Below are 16,382 nucleotides of genomic sequence, written 5' to 3'. Positions count from 1 at the left end.
AGGAGGATTATTCATGTCTATTGCTTCCGATACAATAACGGAAAAAAGCGGCTACAAGCTTCATGTGGTCCGGACGGATAAATATAAAACGAATACTCTCGTGCTGAAGATGAAAGCTTCGTTGACAAAAGAGGACGTTACATATCGTGCATTGCTGCCATATGTGTTACAAAGCAATACAAGTAAATATCCTACAACACCCGAGCTTCGATCTTATCTTGATGATTTATATGGAGCAGGGTTTTATGTCGATGTAGCTAAAAAAGGAGAATATCAAATCATAAGTTTTACGATCGATATCGTAAATGAAAAATTCCTTAGTGATCCAACCCCCCTTCTCGAAAAGGCATTTGGGCTATTATCAGAGGTGATCTTTAATCCGAAGAAAAACGGCGAAGCCTTTGACTCTAAAACGGTTTCCAATGAAATCCGTTCTTTAAAACAGCGGATTCAATCCATTTCCGATGACAAAATGCGATATTCAGCTACACGCCTTGTAGAGGAAATGTGCAAAAACGAACCATATGCTTTAGAAGCGAGCGGTAATCTTCAAGACTTGGAAACGATAACACCAGAGTCCCTTTTCGCCTACTATAAAAAAATGCTGTCTGAGGATGAAATCGATTTATATGTAATCGGTGACATCGATGAATCGGAAGTGGAGGCACTAGCCGACAAGTATGTGTCGTTGCAAGAACGAGTGCCTGTGAGACTGCCAAGGGAGACGGGCAAGGTAGTGGAGAAGGAAAAAGAAATCATCGAGAATTCGGATGTGAAACAAGGGAAATTGAATATCGGTTATCGAACCCAAGTTGCATACGGTGATCCGGATTATTATGCTCTTCAGCTATTCAATGGGATTTTTGGCGGCTTTTCACATTCGAAACTTTTCATTAATGTCAGGGAGAAAGCCAGCCTTGCTTATTATGCAGCTTCAAGGCTCGAAAGTCATAAAGGACTACTGATGGTCATGGCCGGCATTGAAAATGCCAACTACAAGCAGGCATTGGATATTATTCATGCACAAATGAAGGAAATGAAGCAAGGGAACTTTTCCGATGAAGAACTGGCACAGACAAAGGCGGTCGTTAAGAACCAACTCCTTGAAACCATTGACGTTTCAAGAGGACTTGTGGAAATTTTATATCATAATGTGATTTCCGGGCAGGATATATCACTCGACGAGTGGTTTGCAAAAACAGAGCGGACGACAAAGGAAGAAATCATTGCAGTTGGTCAAAAGATTCAGCTTGATACGATTTATTTCCTAACGGAAGCGGAGGTGCAAGGGTAATGGAAAAAATAGCATTCACTCAATTGAAAGAAGAACTTTTCCATGAAAAAATGGAAAATGGTCTCGAAGTATATATTCTTCCGAAAAGCGGGTTCAATAAATCATTTGCTACTTTCACGACGAATTATGGTTCAATCGACAACCATTTCAAACCATTGAATGAAACTGAATTCTCTAAAGTACCCGATGGGATTGCCCATTTTCTTGAACATAAGCTATTTGAAAAGGAAGATGGTGATGTTTTTCAGCAATTTTCAAAGCAGGGAGCATCGGCAAATGCCTTTACTTCTTTCACCCGTACAGCTTATTTATTTTCGAGCACGTCCGATTTCGATAGGAATCTAACTACCTTAATTGACTTTGTCCAGGATCCTTACTTTTCAGAAAAGACGGTAGAGAAGGAAAAAGGAATCATTGGGCAGGAAATCAACATGTATGATGATAATTCAGACTGGCGGTTATATTTCGGGACCATTGCCAATATGTATCATCAGCATCCAGTGAAAATCGATATTGCCGGTACTGTGGAATCCATTGCAGATATTACGAAAGACATGCTTTATGAATGTTATAATACGTTTTACCATCCTAGTAACATGCTCCTGTTCGTTGTAGGACCGGTAGATGTCGAAAGTACCATGAAACTGATTCGGGACAATCAAAATGATAAAGGGTACAACGAACAACCAGCAGTGGAACGTAAATTTGACGAAGAGCCGGAAACCGTTGCCAAGGATAAAGAAGTCTTAAGGATGAATGTCCAGACACCAAAAGTGATGCTGGGCATCAAGGCCATCAATGTGCACCAATCCGGTTTACAGCTTTTGAAAAGGGAATTGGCTACCAATATTTATTTGGAAATGCTATTTGGCAAGAGTTCACCTTTGCATGAGGAACTATATGAGGAAGGGTTGATCGATCAAAGCTTTTCATATGATTATACACAGGAACAAGGTTTTGGGTTTGCGTTAATTGGCGGGGACAGTGCCAAACCTGATGAGTTGACGAAGTCTTTATTCGGTATCCTGCAAAAATCAAAAGCCGGAACCGGCCTGAATGAAGAAAGCCTGCAAAGGACAATCAAGAAAAAAATCGGTTCTTTCCTTCGTTCCCTGAATTCGCCGGAATATATAGCGAATCAATTCACCAGATATGCATTCAATGATATGAACTTGTTCGATGTTGTATCGGTATTGGAAAAGCTAACGATGGAAGATATCAGGGAGGTCGCCAAGGACTTAATATCCGATGAACGGATGACAGTCTGTCAGGTACTTCCTAAATAATATAAAAGGGGGCGGGAATGTGGGGAAACGTTTTGCCCTTATTACAGGAGCCAGTGGAGGAATCGGCAGGGAAATCGCTATAAAGCTCGCCGAGGAGAATTACTCACTTTATTTACATTATAACAGCAATGAAGAAGCGATACTTGCCCTGATTGAAGAACTGAAGCCTCATCAAGTCGAACTTATTCCGATTCAAGCGGATTTGGCTGCACCGGACGGCTACAAGAAATTGGCGGAAAATATTTTTGCCCTCCATGCAATCGTCCTTAATAGTGGCAATAGCTATTACGGGCTTATATCTGACATGGATGAGACAATCGTTACTGAAATGGTACAGCTGCATGTAACGAGCCCTTTCCAATTAACAAAGGAACTGCTTCCAAAGCTTATGTACCAAGAACAGGCTGCCATCGTTGCGGTCACATCGATTTGGGGGCAGACAGGTGCATCTTGTGAAGTATTATATTCAATGGTCAAGGGCAGTCAAAATGCTTTTATCAAGGCGCTTAGCAAAGAAGTATCGCTTAATGGGATTCGGGTGAATGCCGTTGCCCCCGGTGCGATTTCTACTTCCATGCTCGAATCCTTCAGTGCAGAAGATCTGGAAATCATCAAAGGCGACATCCCGATGGGCAGGATGGGGCATTCCAAAGAAGTCGCCGAGGCCGTATACTATTTGCTTTCCGACAAGTCGTCCTATATAACCGGGCAAATTTTAGGCGTAAATGGCGGATGGTATACATGATTTTTTTTTCTAGACATGTATAATTTCCTCGGTTCCTTCACAAAATATCTATGTACTATTTTGAAGGAAAGGGTGACCATTCATGTCTGTACTGGACAATTGGGATCAATGGAAAAACTTCTTAGGCGACAGATTACATCAAGGTGAACAACAAGGCTTGTCAGAAAGCGCTGTTAACAACTTGGCTTATGAAATCGGTGATTACCTGGCTAATCAGGTTGAGCCCCAGAATGATCAAGAGAAAGTGCTAGCTGATCTTTGGTCAGTGGCAAGCGATCAAGAAAAACATGCCATGGCAAGTGTCATGGTCAAGTTAGTCGAGAACAATGGAACGAAGTAAAATATCAATCCAAAAGGCCCTGTTATTAATTAACAGGGCCTTTTGGATTGAAGTGGATGGCTATTTGTCCTCTTATATAAAAATGAATACTTTTATAGGGTTTTTCCTTTTAACTTATCAAGAAATGCTATATTATAGAAGCTAGACAAATAATATTAAAGTGTTCAGACCTTGAAATTTACGATGGATAAGTTTTTTGCCAATGATTAGGGTAAAAGCTTTTAGGCTTAAGGAGTGTTATCGTGGATAATAAAGAATGGTATTTTGAATATGAAATCCAAGTCAACCGTCCTGGTTTATTAGGGGATATTTCATCCCTTCTGGGTATGCTTTCCATTAATATCATCACCATTAACGGGGTCGATGAAGGCAGGCGTGGGTTACTTTTGTTGGCGAAAGACAGCCGTAATATAGAAAGATTCGAGTCAATCCTCCGTACGATGGATACGATAAAGGTCATTAAGCTTAGGGAACCTAAATTACGGGATCGCCTCGCAGTCAGGCATGGACGCTATATTCAGCGCGATGCCGATGAGAAAAACACTTTTAGGTTTGTTCGTGATGAACTGGGCTTGCTTGTCGATTTCCTGGCCGAGCTATTTAAACAGGAAGGTCATAAATTGATCGGGATACGAGGGATGCCCCGTGTCGGGAAAACTGAATCTATCGTAGCCTCTAGTGTTTGTGCTAATAAGAGATGGTTGTTTGTGTCATCGACCCTTTTAAAGCAGACTATCCGCAGTCAGCTTATTGAGGATGAATATAATAATGATAATTTGTTCATTTTAGATGGAATTGTTTCCACTCGCCGTGCAAATGAGCGTCATTGGCAGTTGATTCGTGAAATAATGAGGCTTGATGCTGTCAAAGTAATCGAACATCCTGATGTTTTTGTGCAAAATACGGAGTATACCCTCGAAGACTTTGATTATATTATTGAATTGCGAAACAATCCTGAAGAAGAAATAACATATGAAGTTGTCGACCAAAAAGACCAGTTTTCAGGGTCCGATTTTGGTTCCTTTGACTTTTAAAATGGCAGGTGTTTTATTTGACTGAGTTAGGTAATCGATTAAAGGAAGCTAGGGAAGCCAAAGGTCTTAGCTTAGAAGATTTGCAGGAATTAACAAAGATTCAAAAGCGTTACCTCATTGGCATTGAAGAGGGAAACTACAGTATGATGCCTGGAAAGTTCTATGTACGGGCATTCATAAAGCAATATTGTGAAGCGGTCGGACTGGATTCAGAAGAGATTTTCGAACAATATAAGAGTGAAATACCATCGGTCTATAGTGAGGAATTGCCAGAACAGCTTTCACGGGTCCAATCCCGGAAAACTATACCGGCAGGGGATTCAAAGGTTGTAGAAATGTTACCGAAGATCTTGGCTGCCGTTTTAGTCATTGGTGCGGCCGTATTGATTTGGGTGCTGGTATTGAACTATATGAGTAATCCGGATAATGATGACAAAAAGGACGCAAAACAGAGCGATGTCGTTGATTACAATAAAAGTGAAGATTTCAACAAAGAAGAAAAGAATGCAGACCAAAAACAGAATGAAGAAAAATCAGATTCATCTGATAAGAAGACTGAAGATGATACAGCAGTCAAAGAAGAAAAGAAAGAGCAAAATCTTGCCGTCACCAGTTCCAACGGTAAAAATAGTACGTATGAATTAAAAAATACCGATACCTTTAAATTAAAGGTGACCTCCAAAGGCTCACCATGGGTCGGCATAAAAAATGGTGAAGGTAAATTACTTTTCCAGGGCACTATCGAAAAGGACAAAAGCCAGGAAATTGATTTCACCAATGAAAAAGAAGCTGTCATCAATATAGGCAGGGCATATGAAACTGAGATTTATGTGAATGATGAGAAGCTGGAGTATTCCATTTCACCGACTGAAGTGAATACGCAATTGGTTACGATACAATTTACGAAAGCCGAATAGTCATCTTATAGATGACTATTTTTGCTCTATATAATAGTAAGGCGGCGGGAGATGGTTTACCCGGCATATAAGATTGGATTTTGAGTTAAATTATACATATGAGCATTATTTTAGATCTAAGACGCTTTGCCCAAATGGCAGGCGTAAATTTTGGAGGTAAAAGTTTTGAATCTGCCTAATAAGATTACAGTAGCAAGAATCTGTTTAATACCAGTATTTTTAATCATCATGCTCGTTCCTTTTTCTTGGGGGACACTGACTTGGGGAGAATACAGTTTGCCAGTGGCGCACCTAGCTGGAGCCCTCCTCTTTATAATCGCTTCCACTACGGATTGGATCGATGGCCATTTTGCGAGAAAATATAATATGATTACTGATTTGGGAAAATTTTTAGATCCATTGGCAGATAAACTTCTGGTTTCGGCCGCCTTAATCGTTTTAGTTGATCTGGATCTAATGTACGGTCAATCTTGGATTGCCATCGTGATCATAAGTCGCGAGTTTGCAGTAACCGGATTGCGTTTGGTGTTAGCGGGTACAGGGGAAGTGGTTGCAGCGAACCAGCTTGGTAAAATTAAAACATGGGCACAAATTGTTTCTATTTCAGCTTTATTGCTGCATAACCTTCCATTTGCCCTCATTTCACTTCCATTTGCTAATATCGCATTATGGATTGCATTAATCTTTACAATCTGGTCAGGTTTGGATTATTTTATAAAAAACAAAGAAGTATTTGTTAATTCAAAGTAAAACGAATGGTGGTTTTGAAAAGATGGATGCAGAAATCATTGCAGTGGGCTCAGAGCTTCTTTTAGGTCAAATCAATAACACTAATGGAAGATTCTTATCGCAGCAGTTTGCGGAAATGGGGATAAACGTTTTTTACCATACTGTGGTCGGGGATAACGACCGCCGCTTACAACAAGCTATAGAAATCGCTGAATCGAGGGCGAACTTGATTGTTTTTACCGGTGGACTTGGTCCTACCAAAGATGATTTAACGAAAGAAACGATTGCTCGCCATATAGGGAAAAAGCTCGTTTTTAATGATGAAGCTTTGCAATCCATTGAAGCTTACTTCCAAAAACGGGAACGGCCGATGACGGAAAACAACAAAAAGCAGGCCCTTGTCTTAGAAGGCAGTGAAGTGTTGGCAAACGATCATGGCATGGCTCCGGGAATGGTCTTGTCCAAATCGGGGATTACATATATGCTTCTACCTGGTCCACCAAGTGAAATGGAGCCGATGTTTTTAAGTTATGGTTATGAAAAGATCATGAATAAATTGGAAAAGCATGAACGGATCGATTCCAAGGTTCTTCGGTTCTACGGTATAGGGGAAGCCGAACTGGAAACGGTGATTGAAGATCTCCTTGTCAATCAAACGAATCCGACAATTGCTCCGCTGGCAGCCGAAGGGGAAGTGACGTTAAGGATCACCGCCAAAGACTCTTCTAAAGAAAAATGCGAAGAACTTATTTTAGAAACGGAAAAAGAAATTCTTAGCAGGGTCGGTAAGTTTCATTATGGAAGTGATAATACTTCGCTAATAAAGGAACTTGTAAAAGAATTAACGGTCCGCAAGCTTTCAATCGCGGCAGCTGAAAGCTTGACCGGAGGGATGTTCCAAGAACAGCTGACAACCATACCGGGCGCCGGTAAAGTCTTTAAAGGCGGAATTGTCTGCTATACGAATGATGCGAAGTCCAATGTCCTCGGCGTCAGTGATGATACCATATCTGAGTATGGGGTGGTCAGCGGTGAGTGTGCAATGGAAATGGCCTCTAATGTCAGGAGTAAGCTCGATGCGGATGTAGGCATAAGCTTTACGGGTGTTGCAGGGCCGGATGAACAAGAAGGTAAGCCTGTTGGTACAGTATTTATTGGCATTTCCTATCGGGATGGAGACACTCATTTCAAGGAGTTGAATCTTTCCGGAAGCAGGGCGCAAAACCGTATTCGGAGTGTGAAGTACGGCTGTCATTACCTATTAAGGGATTTATAAACGCTATAAGCAGAGCTTTATTACAGCTCTGCTTTTTATTTGGTTTTGGAAGTTTGTTTCTTGAAAAATAGGGAAAAAAGAAAAAAGTTAATTCAACGAAATGTGTTTTTTTAGGGAGTAAGTGAAGCGAAATGGAGATTTCCTTAAGATAAAACGCTTTTTTACAAAGAATCTCCTGAAAGAAAAAAACGAATGAATGTTCGACTTTTTGCTTGGCAAAATAGTAAAAAGAGTATATAGTAAAGATAGGTTTTGAGACAGGGTCAAACCTTGATCTCAAATAATTGCTAACGTAAGTACACCTTTAATCGGGCAGCCGATTATTTGAATATAGAGGAGGAAATTGAGTGAGTGATCGTCAAGCGGCTTTAGATATGGCGTTAAAACAAATTGAAAAACAATTTGGTAAAGGTTCTATTATGAAACTTGGTGAACAGACTGATCGTAGGATTTCAACGATTTCAAGCGGTTCTTTAGCATTGGACGTAGCGTTGGGAGTGGGCGGATATCCAAGAGGCCGGGTCATTGAGATATATGGACCTGAAAGCTCCGGTAAAACGACTGTAGCATTACATGCTATTGCAGAAGTACAAAAGACTGGCGGCACGGCTGCATTCATTGATGCCGAGCATGCTTTAGATCCAGCATATTCAGAAAAACTTGGTGTGAATATCGATGAGTTACTGCTTTCACAGCCTGATACGGGTGAACAGGCCTTAGAGATCGCTGAAGCGTTAGTTCGAAGCGGAGCGGTAGATATCATTGTCATTGACTCGGTGGCAGCACTTGTTCCTAAAGCCGAAATCGAAGGCGAAATGGGAGATTCCCATATGGGTCTTCAAGCCCGGATGATGTCCCAGGCACTTAGAAAACTGTCTGGTTCCATTAATAAATCAAATACCATTGCCATTTTCATTAACCAAGTCCGTGAAAAAATCGGTGTTATGTTTGGGAATCCAGAAACGACTCCGGGAGGCCGGGCATTGAAGTTCTATTCAACTGTTCGTCTGGAAGTGCGCCGTGCGGAACAATTAAAACAAGGTAATGAAATCGTCGGTAATAAAACGAAAATCAAAGTTGTAAAGAACAAGGTTGCCCCACCATTCCGCCAAGCAGAAGTTGACATCATGTATGGTCAAGGGATTTCACAGGAAGGTGAAATCATCGATATGGGTGCAGATCTTGATATCGTCCTTAAAAGCGGCTCGTGGTATTCATACAATGAAGAGCGTGTCGGACAAGGCCGCGAAAATGCGAAGCTGTTCTTGAAAGAAAATCAGGATATCGCTCAGGAAATTTCTCAGAAAATCAGAGATCACTATAATCTTGATGGAGAGCATGAATTACCACCAGAAGAAAATGAACCAGAAGAGCATTTTGAATTGCTTGATTAATGATATTTGGAAAAGGCCTAAGCTTATTCGCTTAGGCCTTTTATGTATATTTTGAGAAAAATGCGGAATTTTCAGCGGATTAAATGGCATTGAAATCAGATTTACAGACTTCTTCCATAATGAATGCTGTACATTATGATGGTTGATATTAAGAAAACTTGAATAATCATTGATACATAAGGGACAAACGCTTGACAATAAAAATTCTCAACTATACAATTAATATGTATATTTTACAATTTTTCAAACTAAAATTTTGAAAATTAAGTGCTGTATATTGAATTTATGTGCAATGTACTTGCCGACAGTTCAACATTTTATGTAAAAAGTTCATAGCAAGGGGAGGTGAAACGATGGAACCCATGACAATCATCTTCACTTTGCTTGGCCTAATCGTCGGTGCAGTTGTTGGTTATTTTATTCACAAATCAAAATTTGAGAGTAGAATAGCAGGGGCAAAGGGCTCTGCAGAGCACATCCTTGAGGATGCAAAACGTGAAGCGGAAGCACTTAAGAAAGAAGCCTTGTTGGAAGCAAAAGATGAAATTCATAAAGTTCGTGCCGATTCGGATCGGGAAGTCCGTGAAAGAAGGAACGAATTACAAAAACAAGAAAATCGGTTATTGCAAAGAGAAGAGAATCTGGACCGTAAGGATGAAACGTTAGACAAACGTGAGAGCCTTTTGGAGAAAAAAGAAGATTCTCTAAACCAAAGACAACAGCATATTGAAGAGATGGAAAGCAAAGTGGAAGAGACGGTTCGTAAGCAGCAAACAGAGCTTGAACGTGTTTCCGGTTTAACTCGTGAAGAGGCTAAAGCAATCATTATAGACCGAATGGAAAACGAGCTTGCTCACGATGTAGCGCTTATGATTAAAGAAAGTGATACCCGTGCCAAAGAAGAAGCTGATAAAAAAGCAAAAGAAGTCCTTTCTCTTGCCATTCAGCGTTGTGCGGCTGATCATGTTGCAGAAACCACCGTTTCTGTAGTAAATCTTCCAAACGATGAAATGAAAGGGCGGATAATCGGACGTGAAGGACGAAATATCCGGACGTTAGAAACGCTAACAGGTATTGACCTTATTATTGATGATACTCCTGAAGCTGTCATTTTATCTGGATTCGATCCAATTAGACGGGAAACGGCACGCTTGGCTCTTGAGAAACTTGTTCAGGACGGACGGATCCATCCGGCCCGCATTGAAGAAATGGTTGACAAAGCAAGACGTGAGGTAGATGAACATATTCGTGAAATTGGTGAACAAACTACTTTTGAAGTTGGAGTTCACGGTCTCCATCCAGATCTCATCAAAATACTAGGACGTTTGAAATTCCGTACCAGTTATGGGCAAAACGTGCTTAAACATTCAATTGAAGTGGCCCAGCTTTCAGGTTTACTGGCCGCTGAGCTCGGTGAGGATGAAGTACTTGCCCGCCGTGCAGGTTTATTGCATGATATTGGGAAAGCGATCGATCATGAAGTGGAAGGCAGTCACGTTGAAATTGGCGTTGAATTAGCAACCAAATATAAAGAGCATCCAACTGTCATTAACAGCATCGCTTCACATCATGGCGATACGGAACCAACTTCCATCATTTCAGTGCTTGTGGCTGCCGCTGATGCGTTATCAGCTGCAAGACCGGGAGCTAGAAGTGAAACGCTTGAAAATTACATTAGAAGACTTGAAAAACTTGAGGAAATTTCCGAGTCCTATGATGGAGTGGAAAAATCTTTTGCGATTCAAGCCGGACGTGAAGTGCGGATTCTAGTGAAACCAGAACAAATCGATGATCTTTCGGCACATCGACTCGCACGTGATATCCGGAAAAGGATTGAAGAAGAGCTCGATTACCCAGGACATATAAAAGTCACGGTCATCCGTGAAACAAGAGCAGTCGAATACGCCAAATAATTGTTAATGAAAGACGAAGTGGTGCAAACCACTTCGTTTTTTCTTTTTCCGATATTAATCGTTAAGCGTAATTCTTATAATTACCCCAAATTATGTTACAATACATACTTGAATCATTCATATAATTAGGTGAATCCAGAAAGGGTTTTACAATGAAATTGCTATTTATTGGAGATGTAGTGGGGTCTCCAGGTCGTGACATGATCCAAGAATACCTTCCTAAGTTAAAAGAAAAGTATCGTCCGCATATCACGGTCATCAATGGCGAGAATGCCGCAAGTGGCCGGGGAATTACAGAAAAGATTTACCGCAGTTTTTTAGAGTGGGGAGCGCAGGCAGTGACCATGGGAAACCATACATGGGATAATCGTGATATTTTCAATTTTATTGATGAAGCGAAATATCTCGTCCGTCCAGCAAACTTTCCAGACGGGGTACCTGGAGAAGGTATGAAATTTTTAAAATTGAACCAGCATGAAATAGCGGTCATCAATTTGCAAGCGAGAACGTTCATGCCGGATTTGGATTGTCCGTTCAAAAAGGCGGAAGAACTAGTGGCGGAGGCTCGAAAAAAGACACCGATCATCTTTGTCGATTTTCATGGAGAAGCTACAAGTGAAAAGCAAGCTATGGGGTGGTTCCTGGATGGTAAGGTTACAGCCGTTGTTGGTACACACACACACGTCCAGACAGCCGATAACCGTATATTACCTGCAGGCACCGCTTACATATCGGATGTAGGCATGACAGGACCATATGATGGCATCCTTGGTATGGAAAGAGAGGCAGTCATCCATCGGTTCCTGACCAGCCTTCCTGTTCGTTTCGAAGTCCCAAAAGAGGGACGGACACTATTAAGTGGGGTTCTCCTAGAAATTGATGATAAAACTGGCAAGGCAAAGAAGATAGAAAGGATCCTGATTAACGAAGATCATCCCTTTTATCATTGATTCGAACGGATGGGCAGTCAAACTGGGCATCCGTTTTTCCATCCTTTAATAAATGGTGTACAATCCTGGTTTTCTTTGTCATACAAGTTTTACTTGATGAATATAGTAGCAGTGGAAAGTGTTATAACTATTTAGCCAAGTTAGAATCGGCAGGGAAAACAAGGAGGACTAGGAATGGAAATATTAAAAGTTTCAGCAAAATCTAATCCTAATTCTGTAGCAGGCGCACTAGCGGGAGTGCTCAGGGAAAGAGGAGCAGCCGAAATTCAAGCAATCGGTGCAGGTGCGTTAAATCAAGCCGTCAAGGCAGTAGCAATCGCAAGAGGGTTTGTCGCACCTAGTGGAGTTGACTTGATTTGTATTCCTGCCTTTACAGATATACTTATTGATGGCGAAGAGAGAACGGCAATAAAACTAATCATTGAACCAAGATAATTGCATGTTTGGGTGTCCTGTTTGTCGGATGGCGAGCAGGCTCTTTTTTGTCGTGAAATCCAAATGACGAAAGGCCCGTGTCGTTTATGATGGATCTATAATTATAAAAAAGGTACAGGAAGGGGGATTACATTGGAGATTTTTGATGCACATTGTGATGTGCTGATGAAGATGTTCATCGATCCGGATATTTCTTTTGCAAATAGTGATAAATTACATATAACAAAGCGGGGTTTATTGGATGAAGGGGGAAAAGTCCAATGTTTTGCCATATATATTCCTGAAAAAGTCCACCCTGATATGAGGTTTCAAGCAGCTTTAGCGATGGTGGATATTTTTCATGAAAAGATTTTATCAGAGCCGGAAATGAAATTTATAAAAACCAAGGCAGACATCGAATCTTTAAAAGAAAAGGAAATCGGTGCAATGCTAACTTTGGAGGGCTGCGATTGCATTGGGAATGATTTGTTGAAACTGAAAACCCTTATTCATCTTGGAGTGTCCTCCGTAGGTCTAACTTGGAATTATGCTAACTTGGTAGCGGATGGGGCATTAGAAACAAGAGGGGGTGGCTTGACAGGATTTGGAACGGAGGTGGTCGCGCTATTGAATGAGAAGTCAATTTGGTGTGATTTATCCCATTTATCTGAAGCTGGATTTTGGGACACCCTAAAGTTGGCGAAATTCCCAATCGCCTCCCATTCGAATGCTTATCAACTTTGTCCACATCCGAGAAATTTAAAGGACGGGCAGATAAAAGCCCTTTTACAGAAAAATGGGGTGATCGGCGTAACCTTTGTCCCGCAATTTCTAGCAAGTGGCTCGGCTACGATAAAGGATATCTTGAAACATATAGAGCATATATGCAGTTTGGGCGGAGAGAGACAAATTGGATTAGGGTCCGACTTCGATGGAATCGATCATATGGTAGAGAATTTAATGTCATATAAGGATTATCATAACTTAATAAATGAATTGAATAGGCTTTATTCCAGTGAGTTTATAAAAGGTCTCCTTTTTGATAATTTCACTCGTAATTTTCCGCTTGAAAAGGAAATATCTTAAGTGATTTTCAATTCTTACTATATAGATATGAATGAATATTCTGAAAATATAAAAAATAAAAGCAAAAAGGTTGCAATTTGATGATTTAACCGATAGAATTGAAAGCGTTTAGTACACCTTTCCTAAATTAGAACGATGATTATACATAGTGGAATGTTCTAAGAGAGGTGCGGTTAAATGCATTTATATACGAACGTCCTAAAGGAGTGTAAGACATGATCAATCAACTTTCATGGAAAGTTGGCGGACAACAAGGTGAAGGTATTGAAAGTACAGGAGAAATATTCTGTATTGCCCTCAATCGCTTAGGTTATTACTTGTATGGCTACCGTCATTTCTCATCCCGAATCAAGGGTGGACACACGAATAACAAAATTCGTGTAAGTACTACGGAAACTCGTGCTATCTCTGATGATTTAGACATCTTAGTTGCTTTTGACCAAGAAACAATTGACGTCAATTATAAAGAATTACATGAGGGTGGCATCATAATTGCAGATGCAAAATTCAAACCTGTCTGCCCAGAAGATACAAAGGCAGAATTATATATTGTTCCTTTTACGGAAATAGCAGCCGAATTAGGGACATCATTAATGAAAAATATGGTCGCCATCGGTGCGACATGTGCTGTTCTTGGAATGGAAATTTCCGTATTCAACGATGTGGTTGATGAAATATTCGGCCGTAAAGGTGAAGAGATCGTTAAGAAGAATATGGATGCCATTACTGCCGGCTATAAGGCAATGGAAGTGTTGCTTGGAGAAAAACTGGGCGCGATGGAGCTGGAAAAGGCAGACGGCCAAAAACGAATGTTCATGATCGGAAACGATGCTATCGCTTTAGGCGCAGTTGCAGGCGGTTGCCGCTTCATGGCAGCTTACCCGATTACTCCGGCCTCGGAAATTATGGAATACTTAATCAAGAAACTTCCTCAATTTGGCGGGACGGTCATACAGACTGAAGATGAAATCGCGGCAGCCACAATGGCAATCGGTGCCAACTATGGCGGTGTACGTGCCATCACAGCTTCAGCTGGACCTGGACTTTCCTTGAAAATGGAAGCGATTGGTTTAGCGGGCATTACCGAAACGCCAATTGTCATCGTCGATACTCAGCGTGGCGGTCCATCTACGGGACTTCCTACAAAACAGGAGCAATCCGATTTAATGGCCATGATTTATGGTACACATGGTGAAATACCTAAAATCGTCATGGCTCCGAGTACTGTTGAGGAAGCTTTTTATGATACGGCAGAAGCATTCAACCTTGCAGAGGAATATCAATGTCCAGTTATCGTTTTATCCGACTTACAGCTATCATTAGGTAAACAAACGGTTCAGCCGCTTGATTATGGCAAAGTGGAGATAAGACGCGGAAAATTGGTTGACTTTGAAATTGAAGAGCCTGAAAACAAATCTTACTTCAAGCGTTATGAAGTTACGGAAGACGGAGTCTCACCACGGGTAGTACCTGGTATGAAAAATGGAATTCACCATGTTACAGGTGTTGAACATGATGAAACGGGCAGACCTTCCGAGACGGCCTTGAATCGCAAATTGCAAATGGATAAACGGATGCGTAAGCTGAATAATTTAACTAACACATTCCAAACACCAGTATACAAAAACACACCGCATGAAGAAGCGGATTTATTAATTCTTGGTTTTAACTCAACACGCGGGACGATTGATGAAGCGATCGGCCGTTTAGAAACGGATGGAATGAAAGTGAATCATGCGCAAATCCGTTTGATTCATCCTTTCCCAGCTGATGAAGTCCTATCATTGGTGCAAAGTGCTAAGAAAGTAGTAGTTATTGAAAATAATGCGACTGGACAATTGGCTAATATTATCAAGATGAATGTCGGACATGTTAATAAAATTAAAAGCATCCTAAAATATGATGGCAACCCATTCCTCCCGCATGAAATTCACACACAATGCAAGGAGATGTTCGAATATGGCAACGTTTAAAGATTTTCGGAATGATGTAAAACCAAACTGGTGTCCTGGCTGCGGAGATTTCTCCGTTCAGGCTGCCATGCAGCGTGCGGCAGCCAATGTAGGATTGGAGCCGGAGAACTTGGCTGTTGTTTCCGGTATCGGCTGTTCAGGGCGTATATCCGGTTACATCAAGTCATATGGTTTCCACGGCATCCATGGCCGCTCACTGCCAATTGCCCAAGGAGTAAAAATGGCCAACCGTGAATTGACCGTTATAGCTTCAGGCGGTGACGGAGATGGTTTTGCAATCGGGATGGGACATACCATACATGCGATCCGCCGTAATATAGACATTACGTATATTGTCATGGATAACCAAATTTATGGATTGACAAAAGGCCAGACTTCACCTAGATCCGCTGCTGGATTTAAAACGAAATCAACTCCAGAAGGATCAATAGAACAGGCTGTTTCACCTATGGAATTAGCATTGTCAGCTGGCGCTACGTTTGTCGCTCAAAGCTTTTCCACTGATTTAAAGGACCTGACGGCGATCATTGAAGCAGGGATAAACCATAAAGGGTTCTCCTTTATCAATGTATTCTCTCCTTGCGTAACATACAATAAGATCAATACGTATGATTGGTTTAAACAAAACTTAACTAAATTGAATACGATTGAAGGCTATGATTCATCAAATAAAGAACAGGCCATGCAGACTTTGATGCAGCATGACAGCCTTGTGACAGGGATTATTTATCAAGACTCTTCACGCCCTTCGTACCAGGAATTAGTGCCAGGGTATGCTGAGAAAGCGTTAAACAAATCAGATCTGACACTGGATCAAGCGCACTTTGATAAGCTTGTTGCTGAATTTATGTAAAAATTAAAAGGTTCACCCCTTAGGATGGGGTGAACCTTTTTTGTGATTAATTGGAAAGCACAAGTAGAGAGAATCACTGTACTCTCTAAATTAGCTTACCAAAAACCGTTATTGCATCCGCAGCCGAATGAGAAGAGGTTGCAACGATTCCTTCTGCGACAATGGCGGTCCCGATCGC

General features: G+C 41.1%; 15 protein-coding genes. All 15 read left to right on the top strand.

Annotation, left to right across the window (positions count from 1 at the left end; translation table 11 throughout):
* Positions 1–13: 13 nt before the first annotated feature.
* The 15 genes from yfmF to ACIQYG_RS15385 all read left to right on the top strand — a co-directional run bounded on the left by yfmF (position 14) and on the right by ACIQYG_RS15385 (position 16,204).
* Positions 14–1,294, top strand: a complete 1,281-nt coding sequence (yfmF, locus tag ACIQYG_RS15455; protein ID WP_402839411.1) for an EF-P 5-aminopentanol modification-associated protein YfmF — start codon at positions 14–16, stop codon at positions 1,292–1,294.
* Positions 1,294–2,580, top strand: coding sequence for an EF-P 5-aminopentanol modification-associated protein YfmH (gene yfmH / locus ACIQYG_RS15450; protein ID WP_402839409.1), 1,287 nt, complete (start codon positions 1,294–1,296; stop codon positions 2,578–2,580). The genes yfmF and yfmH overlap by 1 nt, the downstream gene beginning before the upstream one ends.
* Positions 2,581–2,599: 19 nt before the next feature.
* Positions 2,600–3,325 (top strand): elongation factor P 5-aminopentanone reductase, encoded by a 726-nt coding sequence (gene ymfI / locus ACIQYG_RS15445; RefSeq protein WP_048684725.1) that lies wholly within the window; start codon positions 2,600–2,602, stop codon positions 3,323–3,325.
* Between the two features lie 82 nt (positions 3,326–3,407).
* The gene (locus tag ACIQYG_RS15440) at positions 3,408–3,665 is read left to right on the top strand and encodes a DUF3243 domain-containing protein (protein ID WP_402839406.1); all 258 of its coding nucleotides are present in this window, start codon (positions 3,408–3,410) and stop codon (positions 3,663–3,665) included.
* 242 nt (positions 3,666–3,907) lie between these two features.
* Entirely contained in the window at positions 3,908–4,699 is a 792-nt protein-coding gene (locus ACIQYG_RS15435) for a DUF3388 domain-containing protein (RefSeq protein WP_034313530.1), read from the top strand.
* An 8-nt stretch (positions 4,700–4,707) separates the two neighbouring features.
* Positions 4,708–5,616 (top strand): helix-turn-helix domain-containing protein, encoded by a 909-nt coding sequence (locus ACIQYG_RS15430; protein WP_402839404.1) that lies wholly within the window; start codon positions 4,708–4,710, stop codon positions 5,614–5,616.
* Positions 5,617–5,781: 165 nt separating this feature from the next.
* Positions 5,782–6,366 carry a CDP-diacylglycerol--glycerol-3-phosphate 3-phosphatidyltransferase gene (gene pgsA, locus ACIQYG_RS15425; RefSeq protein WP_402839402.1) on the top strand — a complete coding sequence of 195 codons (585 nt, stop codon included), beginning with the start codon at positions 5,782–5,784 and terminating at the stop codon, positions 6,364–6,366.
* A 22-nt stretch (positions 6,367–6,388) separates the two neighbouring features.
* Positions 6,389–7,621 (top strand): competence/damage-inducible protein A, encoded by a 1,233-nt coding sequence (locus ACIQYG_RS15420; RefSeq protein WP_402839400.1) that lies wholly within the window; start codon positions 6,389–6,391, stop codon positions 7,619–7,621.
* A 347-nt stretch (positions 7,622–7,968) separates the two neighbouring features.
* Positions 7,969–9,015, top strand: a complete 1,047-nt coding sequence (recA, locus tag ACIQYG_RS15415; RefSeq protein WP_098370967.1) for a recombinase RecA — start codon at positions 7,969–7,971, stop codon at positions 9,013–9,015.
* 353 nt (positions 9,016–9,368) lie between these two features.
* Entirely contained in the window at positions 9,369–10,928 is a 1,560-nt protein-coding gene (gene rny, locus ACIQYG_RS15410; RefSeq protein WP_402839397.1) for a ribonuclease Y, read from the top strand.
* Positions 10,929–11,080: 152 nt separating this feature from the next.
* Positions 11,081–11,878, top strand: a complete 798-nt coding sequence (locus tag ACIQYG_RS15405) for a TIGR00282 family metallophosphoesterase (protein ID WP_402839395.1) — start codon at positions 11,081–11,083, stop codon at positions 11,876–11,878.
* Positions 11,879–12,052: 174 nt separating this feature from the next.
* Positions 12,053–12,313: a stage V sporulation protein SpoVS gene (gene spoVS, locus ACIQYG_RS15400; RefSeq protein WP_029281188.1), complete on the top strand. Its 261-nt coding sequence runs from the start codon at positions 12,053–12,055 to the stop codon at positions 12,311–12,313.
* 132 nt (positions 12,314–12,445) lie between these two features.
* Positions 12,446–13,378, top strand: a complete 933-nt coding sequence (locus tag ACIQYG_RS15395; protein WP_402839393.1) for a dipeptidase — start codon at positions 12,446–12,448, stop codon at positions 13,376–13,378.
* Between the two features lie 215 nt (positions 13,379–13,593).
* On the top strand, positions 13,594–15,351 hold the full coding sequence (locus tag ACIQYG_RS15390) for a 2-oxoacid:acceptor oxidoreductase subunit alpha (protein ID WP_034313511.1): 1,758 nt from the start codon (positions 13,594–13,596) through the stop codon (positions 15,349–15,351).
* Entirely contained in the window at positions 15,338–16,204 is an 867-nt protein-coding gene (locus ACIQYG_RS15385; protein WP_096338178.1) for a 2-oxoacid:ferredoxin oxidoreductase subunit beta, read from the top strand. The genes ACIQYG_RS15390 and ACIQYG_RS15385 overlap by 14 nt, the downstream gene beginning before the upstream one ends.
* Positions 16,205–16,382: the final 178 nt, after the last annotated feature.

This window comes from Peribacillus sp. NPDC096622 (assembly GCF_044762665.1).
Lineage (GTDB): Bacteria > Bacillota > Bacilli > Bacillales > DSM-1321 > Peribacillus > Peribacillus frigoritolerans_B.
This window is presented reverse-complemented; position numbering and strand designations above follow the sequence as displayed.